Origin of the sequence: Nocardioides sp. NPDC006303 (assembly GCF_040613175.1) — a bacterium.
GTDB lineage: Bacteria > Actinomycetota > Actinomycetes > Propionibacteriales > Nocardioidaceae > Nocardioides.
The window spans coordinates 276282-293514 of record NZ_JBEXRR010000001.1; the positions used below are offsets into that span (position 1 = coordinate 276282).

At 68.9% G+C, this 17233-nt stretch carries 17 protein-coding genes; 10 read left to right on the forward strand and 7 right to left on the reverse strand.

From position 1 onward, the window contains the following. Positions 1–170: 170 nt before the first annotated feature. Positions 171–3041, forward strand: a complete 2871-nt coding sequence (locus tag ABZY89_RS01275) for a M4 family metallopeptidase (protein ID WP_355224003.1) — start codon at positions 171–173, stop codon at positions 3039–3041. A gap of 64 nt (positions 3042–3105) precedes the next feature. Here ABZY89_RS01275 and ABZY89_RS01280 read toward each other — a convergent pair whose 3' ends face one another. The 3 genes from ABZY89_RS01280 to ABZY89_RS01290 form a co-directional block, all read right to left on the reverse strand. Further along, positions 3106–4143 (reverse strand): hypothetical protein, encoded by a 1038-nt coding sequence (locus ABZY89_RS01280; RefSeq protein WP_355224005.1) that lies wholly within the window; start codon positions 4141–4143, stop codon positions 3106–3108. 175 nt (positions 4144–4318) lie between these two features. After that, a complete protein-coding gene (locus ABZY89_RS01285; protein ID WP_355224007.1) occupies positions 4319–5335 on the reverse strand; it encodes an alpha/beta hydrolase in 1017 nt (338 codons plus the stop codon). Between the two features lie 322 nt (positions 5336–5657). Next, on the reverse strand, positions 5658–6146 hold the full coding sequence (locus ABZY89_RS01290; RefSeq protein ID WP_355224009.1) for a helix-turn-helix domain-containing protein: 489 nt from the start codon (positions 6144–6146) through the stop codon (positions 5658–5660). A gap of 96 nt (positions 6147–6242) precedes the next feature. Here ABZY89_RS01290 and ABZY89_RS01295 point away from each other — a divergent pair, with 96 nt between their 5' ends. Next, complete coding sequence (locus tag ABZY89_RS01295; RefSeq protein ID WP_355224010.1) at positions 6243–6707, forward strand: SRPBCC domain-containing protein; 465 nt, start codon at positions 6243–6245, stop codon at positions 6705–6707. A gap of 23 nt (positions 6708–6730) precedes the next feature. On the opposite strand, the gene ABZY89_RS01300 is transcribed toward ABZY89_RS01295, so the two are convergent. Further along, positions 6731–7177 (reverse strand): hypothetical protein, encoded by a 447-nt coding sequence (locus tag ABZY89_RS01300; RefSeq protein WP_355224011.1) that lies wholly within the window; start codon positions 7175–7177, stop codon positions 6731–6733. 139 nt (positions 7178–7316) lie between these two features. On the opposite strand from ABZY89_RS01300, the gene ABZY89_RS01305 reads away from it, so the two are divergent. The 7 genes from ABZY89_RS01305 (at position 7317) to ABZY89_RS01335 (ending at position 14041) form a co-directional block, all read left to right on the forward strand. Continuing rightward, entirely contained in the window at positions 7317–8516 is a 1200-nt protein-coding gene (locus ABZY89_RS01305; RefSeq protein WP_355224013.1) for a histidine kinase, read from the forward strand. Beyond that, positions 8513–9175, forward strand: a complete 663-nt coding sequence (locus ABZY89_RS01310) for a response regulator transcription factor (protein ID WP_355017583.1) — start codon at positions 8513–8515, stop codon at positions 9173–9175. Before ABZY89_RS01305 ends, ABZY89_RS01310 begins: the two co-directional genes overlap by 4 nt. 86 nt (positions 9176–9261) lie before the next feature. After that, entirely contained in the window at positions 9262–10083 is an 822-nt protein-coding gene (locus ABZY89_RS01315) for an alpha/beta hydrolase (protein WP_355224015.1), read from the forward strand. After that, complete coding sequence (locus ABZY89_RS01320; protein WP_355224017.1) at positions 10080–10820, forward strand: ATP-binding cassette domain-containing protein; 741 nt, start codon at positions 10080–10082, stop codon at positions 10818–10820. Before ABZY89_RS01315 ends, ABZY89_RS01320 begins: the two co-directional genes overlap by 4 nt. Position 10821: 1 nt before the next feature. Beyond that, positions 10822–11652, forward strand: coding sequence for an ABC transporter permease (locus tag ABZY89_RS01325; protein ID WP_355224018.1), 831 nt, complete (start codon positions 10822–10824; stop codon positions 11650–11652). 5 nt (positions 11653–11657) lie between these two features. Next, positions 11658–12719 (forward strand): acyl-CoA desaturase, encoded by a 1062-nt coding sequence (locus tag ABZY89_RS01330; RefSeq protein WP_355224019.1) that lies wholly within the window; start codon positions 11658–11660, stop codon positions 12717–12719. Between the two features lie 101 nt (positions 12720–12820). Next, a complete protein-coding gene (locus tag ABZY89_RS01335; protein ID WP_355224020.1) occupies positions 12821–14041 on the forward strand; it encodes a cation:proton antiporter in 1221 nt (406 codons plus the stop codon). A gap of 41 nt (positions 14042–14082) precedes the next feature. Here ABZY89_RS01335 and ABZY89_RS01340 read toward each other — a convergent pair whose 3' ends face one another. The 3 genes from ABZY89_RS01340 to ABZY89_RS01350 form a co-directional block, all read right to left on the reverse strand. Then, complete coding sequence (locus ABZY89_RS01340; RefSeq protein WP_355224022.1) at positions 14083–14640, reverse strand: hypothetical protein; 558 nt, start codon at positions 14638–14640, stop codon at positions 14083–14085. A 45-nt stretch (positions 14641–14685) separates the two neighbouring features. Further along, a complete protein-coding gene (locus tag ABZY89_RS01345; RefSeq protein WP_355224023.1) occupies positions 14686–15096 on the reverse strand; it encodes a hypothetical protein in 411 nt (136 codons plus the stop codon). Between the two features lie 81 nt (positions 15097–15177). Next, positions 15178–16341, reverse strand: coding sequence for a beta-1,3-glucanase family protein (locus tag ABZY89_RS01350; RefSeq protein WP_355224025.1), 1164 nt, complete (start codon positions 16339–16341; stop codon positions 15178–15180). Positions 16342–16525: 184 nt separating this feature from the next. On the opposite strand from ABZY89_RS01350, the gene ABZY89_RS01355 reads away from it, so the two are divergent. Then, complete coding sequence (locus ABZY89_RS01355; protein ID WP_355224027.1) at positions 16526–17221, forward strand: NAD-dependent deacylase; 696 nt, start codon at positions 16526–16528, stop codon at positions 17219–17221. Positions 17222–17233: the final 12 nt, after the last annotated feature.

Here is a 17233-nt window from a genome sequence, read left to right on the forward strand (position 1 = left end):
ACGGCCGGCGGCAGGTGCGCCTACGACCCGGCGAGCGCCGGGTCGTAGGCGTGCACACAAGTGTGGATGCGCACTAGTGACCACCGGAAACCGTGGTCAGCCCGGTCGTCGAGGGCATTGCATATGAGGGCACGACCCCCACTCACCTCAGTGCGTTCGAAGGATCATCCATGCAGAGTTCATCCAGGATCGCCCGAAAGGGCGTGAAGCATCGCAGCAGTGCCGTCGGCCAGGGCGCCGCTGCCTTGATCGTCGCAACCGGTCTCGTCGGCACGGCGGCTTCGACCGCCCACGCGGAGCCGCTCCCCGCAACCTCGGCCCCGGCAGTGTCGGCCGCCGGATCGGAGACCGACACCCCCGCCCTCGTCACCGGACTGAGCGAGCGGACCGACGGTGCCAGTGCGGCTGCGGCCGCCCGCGGACACCTCGCCTCGAAGCCGGGCCGCTACCACATCGACAACCCGGGCAAGAACCTCGAGTCGGTCGGCACGGAGTCCGACGGCGCGAAGGAGACGGTGCGCCTCCAGCAGAAGTATCGGGGTGTCCCGGTCCTCGGCGGGACGTACCTCGTCCGGATGGAGAAGCGCGACGGCAAGCGGGTCGTCACCGGCACCTCCGGGAAGTACTTCACCGAGCTGGATCTCGACTCGGTCACCCCGCAGGTCTCCGAGCAGGTCGCGATCGAGCGGGCCGTCGCCGCGGTCCACGCCAAGCCCGGCGGGCTGCTCCGCAAGTCCTCGGTGCAGAAGGGCGACGACGCCGCGCCGCGGCTGACCGGTCAGGTGAACGGCCTCGTCGTGCTCCCTGAAGGCGCCGGCGTGCTCACCCGGCACGTCACCGTCAGCGGTGTGGATGAGACCGGCATGGCCGTGAAGCAGGAGGTGTACGTCGACGCGAACGCCGGATTCCCGGTGCTGCAGTACAGCTCGATCAAGACCTTCGGCGGACCTGGCGCCGAGCCCGCCGCCACCACCGCCGAGATCGGCGAGACCACCGAGACTCCGGAGGTCGCGCCGACCGCTGACAACCCGCTGGTCAGCAAGGTGTCCGGTGTCCGCTACAACGGCGAGACCGTCGATCTGAACTTCTGGAAGGACGGCAAGGGCGTCTACCAGATGATCGACTACAGCAAGGTCGACCCGGCGTCGCCCTACACGGGCACGATGCTGGCGACCTACGACGCCCGCGGGCGCGAGGCAGCCTCCGCATCCGGCCGCTGGCCCACCGGGATCAAGTACTTCAGCTCGACCACCACCGAGGTCGGCGCTGACTTCACCGACTCCGGTGCCGTGGACGCGCACTGGGCGGCCGGCAAGGTCTACGACTACTACAAGAACCACCACGGCCGCGCCGGTCTCGACGGCAACGACGGCTTCATCTACTCGCTGGTCGGCGTGGTCCAGGGCGGTCAGCCGTTCAACAACGCCTTCTGGGACGGCACCAAGATGGTCTATGGCCAGGGCGGGGGCGACTATCGCACCTTCTCCGCCGACACCGACGTCGTCGGTCACGAGATGACCCACGGCGTCATCGAGCACAGTGCGAACCTGGTCTATGTCGGTCAGTCCGGCGCGATGAACGAGGCGATCGCCGACTACTTCGGCAACGCGATCGACCTCGAAGCGAACGGCACCTCGATGGACGACCCGGACGCCGCGCTCCTCGGTGAGGACCTGTGCACGACCGCCGCTCCGCGTGACTGTGCCCTGCGCGACCTGAACGACGGCGCGACCACCTACGACGACTTCGTCGGCGTCACCTACCGTGGTGACAACGGTGGCGTGCACCTCAACTCCACCATCTTCTCCGGTGCCCTGTGGGACATCCGGGAGGAGCTCGGCGGCGAGCTCGCTGACCAGATCGTCTACCGTGCCCTGTCGTCCTACATGACCCCTCTCGACGACTTCATGGCCGGACGCGCCGCGATGGTCGCTGCCGCCCAGGAGTTGGGTGCCACCAAGGCGCAGGTGGCGGTCGTCGAAGCCGCCTTCGACGCGCACGGCATCGAGGCGGGCTGGGAAGGCGAGCTCGGCGTCGACAGCGACACCCTGATCGCCGACAACAACATCGCCAACACCGGCGTCGGCGCCGGCGGCGGCAAGTACGCCGTTTCCCGGAGCAACCACGACGGCAGCGAGCCCTACTCGGTGTGGATGGGGAACACCAGTGGGAGCGGGCAGCCTGAGCTGGTGAGCAGCAACAACGGCAACTACAACGTGTACGCCGACACCGACGGCAAGAACGTGGTGTGGATGGAGTTCACCGGCACCTCGATCCTGGCCAAGTCCCGGCCGGTCGCCGGTGGACTGACGAAGACGGTCCTGTTCAGCCACAACGGTCCGGTCTCGTCGCTGGCCGTCGACGGTGACCTCATGGTCCAGACCGTCACGGACTACACCACCGGCACCGATCACGTCGGCTGGGTCAACACGAAGACCGGCGAGAAGGGCCTGGTCGACCCCGGCACTCCGTACGTCTCCACGGCCCTGCCGTCGGTCCATGACGGCAAGATCGCGTACGCGAAGCTGTGGTACGAGGCCGACGGTCCCCGGCTCGGCGTCGAGGTCTTCGACACGGTCGCGGGCACCAAGACCCTGATGCCGATGGACCATGCCAACGTGATGGGCATCGGCCAGACCCAGATCACCGAGGCTGGCGTCTTCTGGATCGAGGACAACGACATCACCGACGACGGTCAGGCAGCGGTTCGCAAGGCCGGTTTCGACGGGAGCAACCTGGCCACGCTGGTTTCGGAAGCGGGCCAGGACTCCGTCTTCCCCTACTCGCTGACCGCTTCTGACGATGCTGTCACCGTCACGTCGATGCCGTTCGCCAGCTGGTGGGCCAACGAGACGCTTCCGAAGCTGTTCCAGGTGGCCGTCGACGGCAAGAAGGGCCCGCAGCGAATGTCCTGCAGCCGCGGTGAGCAGATCTACGCCGCAGCCGACGAGGGCAAGCGGGTGCTGTGGTTCGACGGCACGACCAGCCACACCAACCTGGTGAAGCGGGACCGCCCGGCCGGACAGTGCGACGCCAGCTGAGGTAGAACCAGCCGGCGCGAATGACACAGGCGGCCGGGCTCCCGATCGGAGCCCGGCCGTCGCGTCATTCCAGCCAGCCTCGGCGCCCTGCCTGGACGCCGGCCTGGAACCGGGTCGATGCGCCGAGCTTGGCCAGCAGTGCGGTGATCCGGCGGCGCGCGGTGTGCACGTGGACGTCGAGCTGGCGAGCGATCGCCTCGTCCTTGAGCCCGCTCGCGAGCAAGGTCAGCAGAGCACGCTCCTCTGCGCTGGGAGGGCCCGACGGATCGATGGAGACATCGGAGTTCCCTTGAACGGCCGCCAGCGGCAGCGCGGTGTCCCAGGTCGCCTCGAACAGCGGCACCAATGCGTTCGCGAGCAGACCGTCGTGGATGATCAGTGCCGACTCCAGCGGGTCGGCCACCATCGAGGGTGGCAGCATGGCCGTCGTCCGGTCGGCGATCATCAGCTTTGTCGGCAGGTCGGCCCGGATCCGGACCCCCATCCCCAGATCGGCGAGCTCGCTCACCGCCGGCATCCGCCCGGGCAGGTCCAGCCCCTCGGGTGCCATCACGTTGCGCACGTGCACTCCGCGCAGGACGGCCAGGCCGGTCTCGGACTCGGCTGGCGGCGGGCCTTTGGGCAGCTCGTCGTAGGGCGGCAGAGCGTTCTGGGCGTACGGCGGCGCGTTCAGCACCATCAGCTCGCTCCGCGCAGAGGCGATGAGTGCACCGGCACGCCGTCCCACCTCCTCGACGCCGACCACGAGCTCGATGCCCTGGACCGCGATCACCTCCGGTGCCGCCGACACGAACCCGGCGGAGAGATCGTCGATCATGCTCGCCGCCGTCTCGAGCTCGGCCAGCTGCGCTTGTCGCTCGGACACCCGGCGATGGTGGAGGACCCGCAGCGCCGCGTAGGGCGCAAGAACCCCGTACGACGTCACGAAGCCAAGCTTCCGGAGCCGCTCGATGGCGGCCCGGGCCGCTTCCTCGGAGACCGCGCCGGCCTCCGCCAAGGTGGCGGCCTCAAGTGGACCGTGCACCGCGAGCGCCACCCGGTAGAGCCGCTCCGTCTCCTCGTCGATCCCGATCCACGGTTGTGCCGAGAGCTCACCCGTCATGGCTGCGAGCCGATCCAGCGCCCACAAGTCTCCATGCGCACAACTGTGCCCCACCCCGCCGGCGTCCGTCCCACCGCCTGCGCCGAAGCGTCAGTTCCTGACCGCGAGAGGTCGATTTCTGGCGTCGAGGAGTCAGGTTTCTGGGAGTGCGGGGAGGTCTCCGCGAGGCGCTGCTCTACGCCTCTCCGCCCCGCAGGTGCCGTTCGAGAAAGGCTTCGATCCTGCCTTCGAACTCCTTGGTGACGGCGGCATCCCCCCACCAGATCAGGTGGCCGAACTGATCGACCGTGACGAGATCGGAGCCGGTGAGCTTCTCGTGGGCGTTGACCGAGTTGGCGTAGCCGATGTCCCCGTCCTTCCGGCTACCGACGATGAGGGTGGGTGCCGTGACCTCGGCGAACGGAAGCTCATCGAGCTCCCGCTGCACGCGCAGGTCGTTCATCACGCCGTCGAAGCGCGGGAGCGCCGGCACCATCGCGTCGCTCATCGCCAGCACTTGGCGCTTCTGCGCGGGGTCGTTCAGCACCTGCTCGATGAGGCGCCTGCCGGTGGCGGCGTCGTAGGTGGTCTCCGTCTTGACGAAGTCGCGCATGCTCACCGCCGTCATGGTGTGCATCATCCGGTTGATCAGGAAGTACGCGACATTCTGGTACCGCGGAGTCATGACGAGCCGGCCGAGCGAGCTGTTCAGCTGATCGTCGGAGAGGCCCGTGCGCTGGGAGATCGCCGACAACAGCACGAGCGCGGAGGTTCGCTCCGGATGCCTTGCCGCGAACTGGATGGCGGACGGTCCTCCCGCCGAGAGGCCGACGACCGCGACCGTCGCGATCCCGAGCGAGTCGAGCAGGGCCGCCGCCAGATCGGCCTGCTCCTCGGGCGTACGGCCGTTGGCGATGGGAGTGCCGAGGTAGCCCGGGCGATCGGGCGTCAGGACCTGATACCCAGCGGTGACGAGGTGCTCGAGGAAGAACCATCCGTTGTGACCGACGTTGCCGCCGTGGAAATGCAGCACGACGTACCCATCGCCGCGCAACCCGTACTCGACCGGGCCGAGCCGTGTGTCGACGAGTTCGCTGTCTTCAGATGCCTTGCGAGCCACGTTGGCCAGCCAGCGGCGATACCACGCCCACAGAGCCAGCCAGAGGAGGCCGACTGCCGCAACGGTCCCGAGCACCCACCCGAGCCAGGTCATGCGAGGTCTTCCAACGCGGCCAACTGTGTCTGGCGTTCAGAGACTCCGTCGGCCGTCGCCAGAGCGGTGGCCTCGATTTCGATGCACGGTCGTGCCGAGAGTCCGCCCATCACGGCTGCGAGCCGATCCAGCGCCCACGAGTCTGCATGCAACAACTGTGCCCCACTGCGCTGCCGCCCGTCACCACACAGGCCGAAGAGTCAGTTCTTGATCGCGAGAGGTCAGTTTCTGGCGTCGATGAGTCGGTTTCTGGGGCGTCTCGAGAATCGACTTGTGGCGGTCGAGATTCGACCTCTCGCCGTCAAGAACTGACCTCTCGCGGTCAGGAATCGACGCTTCGGCGGGGGCGGGTTTGTGGCCGTCGGGCGGCTAGGTATTCGGTGGGCATGCCTGGGCCGGGTCGGACTACGACGTCCGCCGGGGGAACGGTGCCGTGCTGCTCGCACCGCGCCTCGAGGTGGACGGCTCCGCCGCAGTCGGCGTGCAGGTAGTCGATGGGCCGGCCGTCGGGGGCGAACCACGTGTCTCCCCATTCGGTGAGAGCGATCAGCGCCGGCCGCAGGCCCTGAGCCTTCGCGGTCGGCCGGTAGTCGCCGGCGTCGTCGCGCGTCATCAGGCCGGTCTCGACGAGGGTGGCGAGGCGCGTCTTCAGGATGTTCGTGGAGATGCCGAGATTGTGCTGGAAGTCGCCGTACCGCGTGACGCCGGCGAAGAGCGCGTCTCGCAGGATCAGCAGCGTCCAGCGCTCGCCCACGATCTCCAGGGAGCGGGCGATGGAGCAGATCTGGCCGTCATACGTCTTTCCGAGCACGCGACGACTCTAGCAAATCACTTGCATGATGAAAGTGCGTGTGTCTACGGTGGTGCTTGCATGATGCAAGTCACAGCCGATTCCAAGGGAACAGCCATGAGCGACCTGACCGCAACATTCACCGTCGACGCCACCCCTCAGGAGGCGTACGAAGCCATCAACGACGTACGTTCCTGGTGGGGGCACCACATCGCCGGACCCACCGACCAGGTCGGTGAAGAGTGGTACTACCTGGTGCCGGACATCCACTACTCCAAGCAGCTCGTCAAGGAGCTGGTCCCGGGGGAGCGCGTCGTGTGGGAGTTCACCGACGGCTACCTCGACTTCATCGCCGACAAGAAGGAGTGGATCGGTACGACCGGGCGGTTCGACATCGTCTCCGACGGCGGACGGACCCGCGTGACCTTCACCCACGAGGGCCTCGCGCGCGGCGACGAGTGCTTCGACGTCTGCTACGACGCCTGGACTCACTACATCACCGTCAGCCTCAAGGGCCGGATCGAATCCGGTGAGGGCACGATCCGGACGCAGGACGAGGACAAGGCCGCGGTGGGCCGGTAACGCGTCAGCGGTGGCCGCGACGCTCAGCCGAGGAGACTTCGGATCTCGTCGATCGTCTGAACGAGCAGCGCACCGGTGTGCGGCTTCGCGGCGCCCATGGTCGGCTCCGGCCAGAGGGTGAGGGGGACGCTCTGGCCCTCGGCGGAGGTGATGACGAACCCCTCGACGACCCTCGCGGCGTTGATCCTGACCTCAGCCGCCGCGACGGTCGCGCCACGTCCAGGAAACGCGAGCAGTCGCGTCGGCTGCCCCGGGCCGCTCTTCCAGACCGAGACCTCGTCCGGGCTCACCACGAGGATCGTCGCCGACAGCTTCCACATCCCCATCTGCGGCCGGGTGAAATAGGCATGCGCCGTCGCCCGGAACGTTGCCAGGGCCCGTCGCTGTCCGCGGACGGTGAGAGCGCCGTACGCAATGAAGCTCACCGGGACGGCGAGCAGGATGATCACGATCAGGATGAGCAACAACACGGCGGGTAGTCCACCACATCCGCTGCTGAGAAGTGGTCGATTTGGGCCCGCCGGAGCCGCTTGGGAGGGCCCAAAGTGACCACTCCTCGCGCGGTCGATGGGCCGCCAGTCGTGCTCTCGTGCCTGGTATTACTTGAACATGTTGAAGACCTGGCCCGGCCGCGGTCGGCTGGCGTTGTACGTCGCCGCGACCGTGCTCGGGATCGTGGAGGCCGCGGTCCTGACCACCGACCCCTACGAGGTCGCGGGCGGGGTCGCGCTGCTGCTCGGGATCACGCATGCCGCCTCGATCCCGTTGGCGCTTCGGCGTCCGGTGGAGGCTGCCGGGCTTTCCCTGGTCGCGGTGACCGTGGCGGCGCTGGCGATCGTGAGGCAGGGCGAGAGCGGATGGCCGTGGATGATCCCACCGCCGACACTGACGCAGCTACTGGTGCTGGTGGTGCTGACCCTGGTCGCCGGGTGGCGGCTGGCGGCGATCACCCTGGGTCTCCAGGTCGCTGCTGGAGTGGTGCTGGCCGTGGTCGGGATGGCCTGGAACGACATCGGCGACTCGCTCGTGGAGGTGGCCAACTTTGCGTCGCTCGCGCTGCTGCTCGGCGCCCTCGCCGCCGTCGCCAGACGGCTGGCCGAGAGTCGCAGCGCCTTGCGCGAGGAGCACGAGCGCCGCTCGGTCGTCGAGGAGAAGGCGCGCATCGCCCGCGAGCTCCACGACGTGATCGCCCACAACATGTCGCTGATCACCGTGCAGGCCAGGTCGGCGCCGCACCGGGTCGACGACGTCAGCCCGGCGGCCGAGGCGGAGTTCGCCGAGATCGCCGACCTGGCGGCCTCTGCGCTGCGGCAGATGCGTGGGGTGCTCGACGTGCTGCGTACGGAGGAGGGGCAGTCGGGCCGGGTCCCGGTGCCGGGCATCGACGGACTGGCCGATCTCTTCGAATCTGCCCGCGGAACCGGCCAGCGGGTCGAGGTGCGGGGTGAGCTGCCGGAGCTCACCGACGTGGCCCCGGAGGTGGGCACCGCGGCCTACCGGATCGTGCAGGAGGCGCTCAGCAACGCCCGCCGCCACGCGCCCAGTGAGCCGGTCGGCGTCGATCTGACGATGGGGGAGAAGGACCTCGAGATCCGGGTCGCCAACGCTCTCGATGGCGCCACCGCAGCGTCCGACAAAGAAGCGGCCGGCGGCGGTCATGGGCTGATCGGGATGCGGGAGCGAGCCCACGCGGTCGGCGGGAGCGTCACCGCCGGTGCCCGTGACGGGAACGAGTTCGTCGTCGAAGCGGTGCTCCCGGCCCAAACCGCGGTGCGCACACCGGCCAAACGCGGTAGGAAGACCCCGTGACGGTGAAGATCGTGGTCGTCGACGACCAGGAGATGGTGCGCTCCGGCTTCGTGGCGCTGCTCAGCACCCAGCCGGACATCGAGGTGGTCGGCACCGCCGCCGACGGTTCCGAGGCGTTGCAGGTGGTGCGGCGTACGCATCCCGACGTGGTGCTGATGGACGTCCGGATGCCGGTGATGGACGGGATCGAGGCGCTTCGGCAGCTCTCCGAGAACCCGGCCACCGCACAGACCAAGGTGGTCATGCTGACCACCTTCGACGCCGACGAGTACGTCCACGAGTCGCTGCGCCTGGGCGCCAGCGGGTTCCTGCTCAAGGACGCCTCGCCCGACGAGCTCGCCTCCGCCATCCGGGTGGTCCACGCCGGCGAGGCGCTGCTCTCGCCGTCGGTGACCCGGCAGGTGATCGCGCAGTTCGCCCGCGCACCGCGGCGCCGACGCGCCGACCCGCGCCTCAAGCAGCTCACCGAGCGCGAGCGCGAGGTGCTCGAGAACATCGCCCGAGGCAGCTCCAACAGCGAGATCGCCGCCGAGCTCTTCCTCGCCGAGCAGACCGTGAAGACCCACGTCAGCCGCATCCTCGGCAAGCTCGGCCTGCGCGACCGCGCCCAGGCCGTGGTGTTCGCCTACGAGAGCGGCCTCGTCGCGCCTCATGTCTAGGGGTCATCCCGCACTACCCCAGTAGGGGGTCGAATGGCTCCCGAGAGTGACGCGCGGATCGACACCTGATTCCTACCGTCACAGCCATGACAGTTGTGACGCCGCTCAGATACGGCCTCAACGAGGCCGATGGAACCATCGGACCCAACCTCCTCGCCTGCGACCCGCCCGGAGGGGCGCGGGTCGTCGAGGCCTTCGGGGACGTCGTGACCGCCGACCACATCGCGGTCCTGGTGCCCGGAAATGGCCACCACCTCGGCAACTACTTCACCAGCACCGAGGCCCACAGTCCCCGCGGTCGTGGGCAGCTGCTGCTGCGTACGATGCACCAGATCGCGCCCGAGAGCCGGTCGGCCGTCGTGGTCTGGCTGGGCTACCACTCGCCGCCGGAGTGGTACAACGCGATCACCAACGGGCCCGCTTACGCCGGTGCGCAGGACCTGGCAAATCTCACCCAATACCTGCCGCGCGCCGCCCACCTCACCCTGATCGGCCACAGCTACGGCTCGACGGTGGCAGGCCTCGCGCTCGCCAGCGCCCGCGCCGAGGACTGCGTCGCGCTGGGCAGCCCGGGGATGGGCGTGGTGCACCGCTCGGAGCTCGGGTCGCGCGCCCGGCTCTGGGCCGCGTACGGCGAGACCGACCGGATCCGGCTGGTCCCGCAGGTGCGGGTCGGCCGCCTCGGTCTGGGCCGCGGCCCCCTTCATCCCGAGCTCGGAGCGACCCGATTCGGGACCGGCGACATTCCCGGCCACTGCGGCTACTACGCCGAGGGCAGCGAGTCGCTGCTCAACATCGCCCGGATCGCTCTGGGCCGCTACGACGAGGTGACCCCGGCCGGCGTCACCACCACCCCGCGCACACCCCGACCCGCACGATCCATCGCAGCCATGGAGGCAGCAGCATGATCACCGACGAACCCGCCATCTGGACCCAGGCACTCCGCAAGAGCTACCCCGGCCGCGGCGCCGCCCTGGACGGCATCGACCTCGCCGTCCCCGCCGGCACCGTCCACGGCCTGCTCGGCCCCAACGGCGCCGGCAAGACCACGACCGTACGCATCCTGGCCACCCTCGCGAGCTTCGACTCGGGCCAGGCCTGGGTTGCCGGCCGCAACGTCGCCCGTGACCGGGCGGGGGTGCGAGCGCGCATCGGGATCGCCGGACAGTACGCCGCCGTCGACGGGATCCTGAGCGGTCGTCAGAACCTGGAGATGTTCGCCCGCCTGCACCGGATGCGGGCCCGGGAGGCACGAGCCCGCGCGGACGAGCTGCTCGAGCGTTTCGACCTCGTCGAGGCCGCCGGCCGCCCGGTGAAGGGTTACTCCGGAGGCATGCGCAGGCGGCTCGACCTCGCGGTCAGCCTCATCCGCAGCCCGCGGGTGCTCTTCCTCGACGAGCCGACCACCGGCCTCGACCCGCGTAGCCGCCTCGAGGTCTGGGACGCGGTCCGCGAGCTGGCCGACTCCGGCACGACCGTGCTGCTGACCACCCAGTACCTGGAGGAGGCCGACCGGTTGTGTTCACGCATCACGATGGTCGACCGCGGTCGTGTCGTCGCCGAGGGGTCGCCCGCCGAGCTGAAGTCCAGCGTCGGCGGGTGTGACCTCGACGAGGCGTTCCTGCTCATCACCGAAGGAGCCTGAGATGACCACGCTGACCGACACCACCGTCCACGGATCACGCATCACGTGGGCGGCGGTCGACACCTGGGTCGTGGCCAAGCGCCACCTCCTCCATCTCGTACGCCGCCCCGACGAGCTCCTCGGCACCCTGATGATCCCGGTGATGGCCGTGGCCATGTTCGGCTTCGTCTTCGGTGAGGCCTTCGGGGTCGCGATGGATGTGCCGGGCGCGGAGTATCGCGAGTTCCTGCTCCCCGGCCTCTTCGCGCTCACCATGGCGTTCGGCATCGGCAACACGACGATCTCGGTCGCCGAGGACGTACGCGGCGGGGTGCTGGACCGGATGAGATCCCTCCCCATGTCGCCGGTGGCGGTGCTCGCCGGGCGAGCAACGGCCGACATGATCCTGGCGGTGGTCGAGCTGACCATCCTGCTGGCGCTGGGGACGCTGTTCGGCTGGCAGGCCCATCTCGGCCTCGGCGCGGTGATCGCCGCACTCGGGCTCCTGGTCCTCCTCAGGATGGCCTTCTCCTGGGTCGGCATCCTGCTCGGCCTGCTGGTCAGCGGCCCCGAGGCGGCGATGAAGTACTTCGCGCTCGTCTTCCCGCTCGCCATGGTCGCCGACACGATCGTGCCGACCGACCTGATGCCGGGCTGGCTCGCCCTCCCCGCCGAGTGGAACCCGCTCTCCTCCACCGTCATCGCCACCCGCGAGCTCTTCGGCAACATGGCCGCCCCGGCCACCACCTGGGTCGGCGAGCACGCGCTGACCATGGCCGTCCTCTGGCCGGTCGCCATCATCGCGGTCTGCCTGCCGCTGGCCATGGCGCGGTTGCGCCGACTGGGCCGGTGACCGCGATGACCACGCTCCCGAGCCAGGCGCACCGTCAGGTCAACGCCTACACCGAGCTGATGAGTCGGGTCAGGCAGGAGGGTCTCCTGGCGCGGTCGCCGAGGACGTACGTCCGGCGTGCGGCCCTCCTCGGCACCGGCTTCGCGCTCGCGCTGATCACCATGCTCGCCCTCGGACAGACCTGGTGGCAGCTGCTGGTCGCGGCGGCCTTCGGGGTCCTGTTCACCCAGACGGCGTTCCTCTCCCACGACGGCGCCCACCGTCAGATCTTCGCCTCGGGCCCGAAGAACGAGTGGGCCTCGCGCATCCTCGGCAACCTCGTCGTCGGGCTGAGCTACGGCTGGTGGATGCGCAAGCACACCCGCCACCACGCCAACCCGAACAAGGTCGACGCGGACGAGGACATCCGCCCCTCGGTCCTGCTGTTCACACCCGAGGACGTCGAGCGACGTACGGGGCTCAAGCGGTGGCTCACCGCCCGCCAGGGATGGCTGTTCTTCCCGCTGCTGACCCTCGAAGGCATCAACCTCCACGTCGGTGCCGTCCGCACCGTGATCGGCGACCGTGACCTCAAGCATCGGCGTACGGAGGCAGCGCTCCTCGCGCTGCGGCTGATCGGCTGGCCGGTGCTGGTCTGCTCGGTCCTGGGCCTCGGCCTCGGTGCGGCGTTCCTGGGCGTCCAGCTGGCCGTCTTCGGCGTCTACATGGGTGCCAGCTTCGCCCCCAACCACAAAGGCATGCCGCTGGTCCCGCGCGACACCAGGATCGACTTCCTCTCCCGCCAGGTCCTGACCTCCCGCAACATCCGCGGCGGGCGCTGGGTCGACTGGCTGATGGGTGGCCTGAACCTGCAGATCGAGCACCACCTCTTCCCCAGCATGCCGAGCGGCAGCCTCCGTCGCGCCCAGCCCCTCGTCCGCGCCTACTGCGCCGAGCAGGGCGTCCCCTACACCGAGGCCGGCCTCCTGGAGTCGTACGTCATCGTCGTCCGCCACCTCAACCGCGTGGGTCTCGGTGACCGCGACCCCTTCGCCTGCCCGTTCGTCGTGGTCAACAGGACGGGCTGAACGTACGGCCGGACATCGCCCATCGTGGGTGAGGGGGCGGCCCCGGCGTCCAACTACCGTGCCGACGGAGTCCAGGGTCGAATCCCGGGGAGAGGAATCGCATGCCTTCCGTTGCCGAGTCGTTGCTCTGGATCTCGATCGTCGCCGTCGTGGCCCCCATCGTCGCTGGCTTGATCCCACGCCGCCTGGTCCCGGAGGTCGTCCTTCTCCTCGGACTCGGAATGCTGATCGGGCCGTTCGGGCTCACATTGGCTGTCGAAGGCCCACCTATCGAGCTGCTGAGCGAGCTCGGCCTGGGCATGCTGTTCCTTCTGGCCGGCTTCGAGATCAAACCGGCGGAGCTGATCGGGCGGGCCGGGCGACGCGCGGGTCTGACCTGGTTGGCGTGTCTCGGCCTTGCGTTCGCCCTCACCGCCTTGCTGGCTGCAGCGGGGGTGGTTGATGGAGAAGTGGCCCTGGCCATCGCCCTGACGTCGACCGCCCTGGGAACCCTGCTGCCGATCCTCAAGGACTCTGGCATGACCACAGGACGGGTGGGCGAGTCGGTCCTGCGCCACGGTGCGTACGGCGAGCTCGGGCCCGTCGTGGCCATGGCACTGCTTCTGGGCACTCGCGGCGCGACGACATCGCTCCTGATCCTGCTGGTCTTCGCCGCGGTGGCTCTCCTGCTGACGATCCCGTCGCTTCGGCTGCGCGGTGGCAGCTCGTGGTTGCTCGTGCACATTCGTCATGGGGCGGAGTCGACCAGTCAAACCCCTCTTCGGCTGACTCTCCTGCTGCTGGTCACGCTCAGCTTCGTCGCGCACGAACTGGACCTGGACATCGTGCTCGCTGCGTTCGCAGCCGGCTTCATCCTCCGGCTGGCCCTCCCGGACGGCGACGAGAGGTTCGAGGCGCGGCTCGAGGGCATCGCCTTCGGACTGCTCGTGCCCGTGTTCTTCGTGACCTCGGGAATGGCCATCGATCCACGAGCCATCGGGCGCAACCCCGGCGCCTTCGCTGCCGTGCTCGCGCTCATCCTGATCGCCCGCGCCCTTCCCGTGTTCATCGCCAGCCGCTTTCTCGGGCCACCCCAGGACCGCTTCGACACTCGCGACGGCGCGGCGGTGGCGCTCTTCGCCGCCACCGGGCTGCCCATCATCGTCGCGGTGACCTCGGTCTCGGTGTCATCGGGTGAGATGTCGACCGAGAGCGCCTCGGTGCTCGTGGGCGCCGGCGCCACCACCGTGCTCTTGTTGCCCATGCTTGCGACTGTGCTGTTGGGCAGGTTGCAGCCTCGCGATGAGTCCCGGTCCGGAGCGGACACGCCGACCGGCTCTTGAACCGCCCTGAAGCGCCTACCGTCCAATCGAGACGGCATGCCCTACGAGGTCGGATCGGCGAGCACCACTGCCCGGACCCGCCCGTGATCGGAGTAGCCCACATCAGCCTCCACGGTGCCCGCGCCACCGAGCTCCCTCTCCCACTCCCGGGTGAGGGACTCGGTCTCGCCCGCCTCGCGGGCTCGCCGGTCGAAGGTGACCCGGGTGACGTACCCGGCTTCGGACCAGATCAGCACCCCGTCGACCTCGGCCTCGAAGCGCTCGCCGTCGGGCAGCACCAGGTCGATCCGGTCGCTGTTGTAGTCGCGCATCCCCGGGAACTCCTCGTTGTCCTCGGGCAGGCTGGAGAGCTGGATCGGCTCGCGCAGGTCGAGCTCGATGGTGTCGGGGTCGCGGGTGAGCTGGGCGAACACGACGAGCGTGGCGATGAAGAGCACCGGCACCGCGAGCACGCCGACCCCGGACCAGGCCAGCGGCTTGGGATTCTTCCCTGACAACCGGACCACTCCGGCGGCCACGAGCAGGATCACCCCGACGGCCACGAAGAACAGCAGGATCGCCCCGACGACGATGATCAGAACCGCCCCACCCGCACCCATGGCCCCAGTATCCCGGCCGCGCGGTGCCCCGCACGGCCGAACCGACTAGGAGACGGTCGCGACGACGCAGACGGCCAGGGTGGAGAAGTAGACGACGCCGGCGAACAGGGCGTGGAAGCCGACCCGGAGCGGCAGCCTGCGTCTGAAGATCGAGCGGATGGCGACCTTGTAGGCGTTGACCGTCGAGAGGTGGCTGCCGCCCATCCGTCGCGTACGCCACAGCAGCATGTTGTCGCCGAAGCCGTTGCCGATGGTGATGAGCAGGAGTGCGGCCCACGCCCAGAGGACCTGGTCGACCAGGACGTACGTCGTCCAGCAGGCGAGTCCGAGGACGGAGAGGCCGACGTGGGTGAGCACCACCGGCGAACGGACGCGGCCATGCCGGAACCAGCCCGTCAGCAGCAGGACTCCGACCGCGGCCTGGACGAGCCACGCCACGAGGACGACGTACGACATGGTGCGACCGTACGGGCCCTCGTGGCGCGGTGGACGAGTCGAGCCGGCGATCCCCGATAGAGGGGATCGCCTCCCGGACCCTCAGAACGGGGTCAGCGTCACCGCCATCTCGGAGGCGTTGTCCTCGACGTACGAGGCGAAGCCGCCGACGTCGTCGAAGGCGAACCCGTAGGCCTTCCCGTCGACCGTGTTGTCGTGCATCGCCTTGCAGTACGCATGGACCGGATCGCCCTGGTAGAAGCCGCCAGGGTCGCTCGTGGGCTGGTCGGCGGAGGCCAGGAGAGTGGTCCGGTTGAAGCCCGCGCCGAGCACGGCGGCGACCGGGCCGGTGATGCCGTCGTTGGGAGCGGCCAGCGCGCCGTCGCAGAAGAGCACGTCCCGGGTCGAGGGCCGGGTGAACGCCTTCACCCCGCCGTCGAAGACGAACTGGTCGCCGCTGACCCGGCCGGTGAAGGTGGTGTTGTTGGCCTTCACGACGAGAGACTCCGCGGCGTACTTCGACCACACCTGGTCGATGTAGGAGTCGAAGTAGGTGGCGGAGAACCGCCCCGCGTCCAGACCGTGTCCCGGTGCGATGATGCGCCGGTCGTCGACGACGAGGGAGCCGAAGTCGGGCGAGGCCGAGACGGCGGAGAAGATCTTCGCGCGGCCGCCCTCGACGAGGGTGCCGGTGGTCGGGGACTCCTCGCCGGTCAGCGCGATCGAGAGCGGGACGCTGAACATGTCGACCATGGTCGTGTTGCAGTAGATCCGGCCGCTCTTGTAGGTGAACTCGACGCAGTCGTGCAGCACGCCGTAGCTGGGGTCGGACTCGACCCACGCCGCCGGATAGGCGAGCGCGTTGCCCTCGTTGACCTTGAACTTCAGCTTGTCGCCGAGCGAGAAGTAGATCCGGCCGGACATGTCGGCGGGGATCTGGGAGAGCGTGTCGCCGCTGCCCGAGAACGGGATCGCGTAGTCGGCGTAGCCGTCGGCGCCGTTGTCGGCGAGCGAGACGGGCGCGAGCGTGCCCTCGGGCGTGACCCGGGACTGCTCGCCCGTGGTCAGGTTGGTGCCGACGATGTAGAAGTGGATGGAGGCGTTGTCGTACGCGCCGGTCCGGTTGGCGAAGCGGAGCTGGATGGTGGCCTGGGCTCCGATTCGTTGCGGGCGCATGGCTTGCGCGGCCTGCCAGCTGGTCCCGCCGAGGAGCGGCACGGCGAAGGCGGCAGAGGTGGCGGCGAGTACAGATCGTCTGGTCAGCATGGGACCTCCCGAGTGGGGAACTGTAGGAACCCGAATTACAGTAAGGGGCCTTTACAGTAAAAGTCCATACCTTCGGCGAGAGGCGTCGGGACGGCCTCGGTTCGATCACAAACACCGATCGAGTGACCAAAACGGCCGTCCGGGGGCAGCGGATGTCTCGTCAACGTCGCTAGCCTGAATCCTTGTGAAAGTTGTCGTGCTCACCGGAGCCGGGATCTCCGCCGAGAGCGGTCTCGCGACCTTCCGGGATGCCGATGGGCTCTGGCAGGGTCACCACGTCGACAAAGTGGCGACACCCGAGGCGTTCCATCGTGATCCCGCGACGGTCCATCGGTTCTACGACGACCGCCGCCGGGAGCTGCGCGCAGTGGTGCCCAACCCGGCCCATATCGCGCTGGCCAGGCTCGAGCAGGTTCTCGGCGACGAGCTGCTGGTGGTCACGCAGAACGTCGATGACCTGCACGAACGCGCCGGCTCCCGCCGGGTGGTGCACATGCACGGCGAGCTGCTCTCGGCCCTCTGTGACTCCTGCCAGGGCCGGTTCGCCTGGGACGACGACCTCGCCGACGCCCCCGCCTGCCCGGGCTGCGGCAACGACACGCTGAGGCCCGACGTGGTGTGGTTCGGCGAGATGCCCTACGACCTCGACCTGATCGAGCAGGCGCTCGCCCAGGCCGACCTCTTCGTCGCCATCGGCACCAGCGGCGCGGTCTACCCGGCCGCCGGTTTCGTACGCATGGCCGCCCGCGCCGGGGCCAAGACGCTCGAGCTCAACCTGGACTCGTCCGAGACCTCGCACCTCTTCGACGACGCCCGCCAGGGGCCGGCCGGCAAGCTGGTGCCCGAGTGGGTCGCCGACGTACAGACCCTCGCGCGTTGACCCCTTCGTAAA